1 protein-coding gene is annotated in these 205 nt (G+C 36.1%); it reads left to right on the forward strand.

Annotated features, from left to right (window positions below; all coding sequences use genetic code 11):
* Positions 1–205 (forward strand): IS66 family insertion sequence element accessory protein TnpB (gene tnpB, locus GOQ24_RS05555; RefSeq protein ID WP_160339264.1); only part of this gene is annotated, 205 nt, incomplete at both ends.

Below are 205 nucleotides of genomic sequence, written 5' to 3' on the forward strand. Positions count from 1 at the left end.
ACTTAGTGTAATGTTTAGTTTGAGTAGTTCTAATCAATTTCATTTGTATAGACAAGCTTGTGATATGCGCAAGAGTTTTGATAGCCTTTGTGGACTTGTCCAAAATGAACTTCATCAAGTAGCTCATAACGGGAGTGTCTATATATTTATCAATAGACGCTGTAATCAAATGAAGCTCTTGCATTGGGAAGCAGGAGGCTTTGTA

Origin of the sequence: Myroides sp. LoEW2-1 (genome assembly GCF_009767705.1) — a bacterium.
GTDB classification, from domain to species: Bacteria; Bacteroidota; Bacteroidia; order Flavobacteriales; family Flavobacteriaceae; genus Flavobacterium; species Flavobacterium album_A.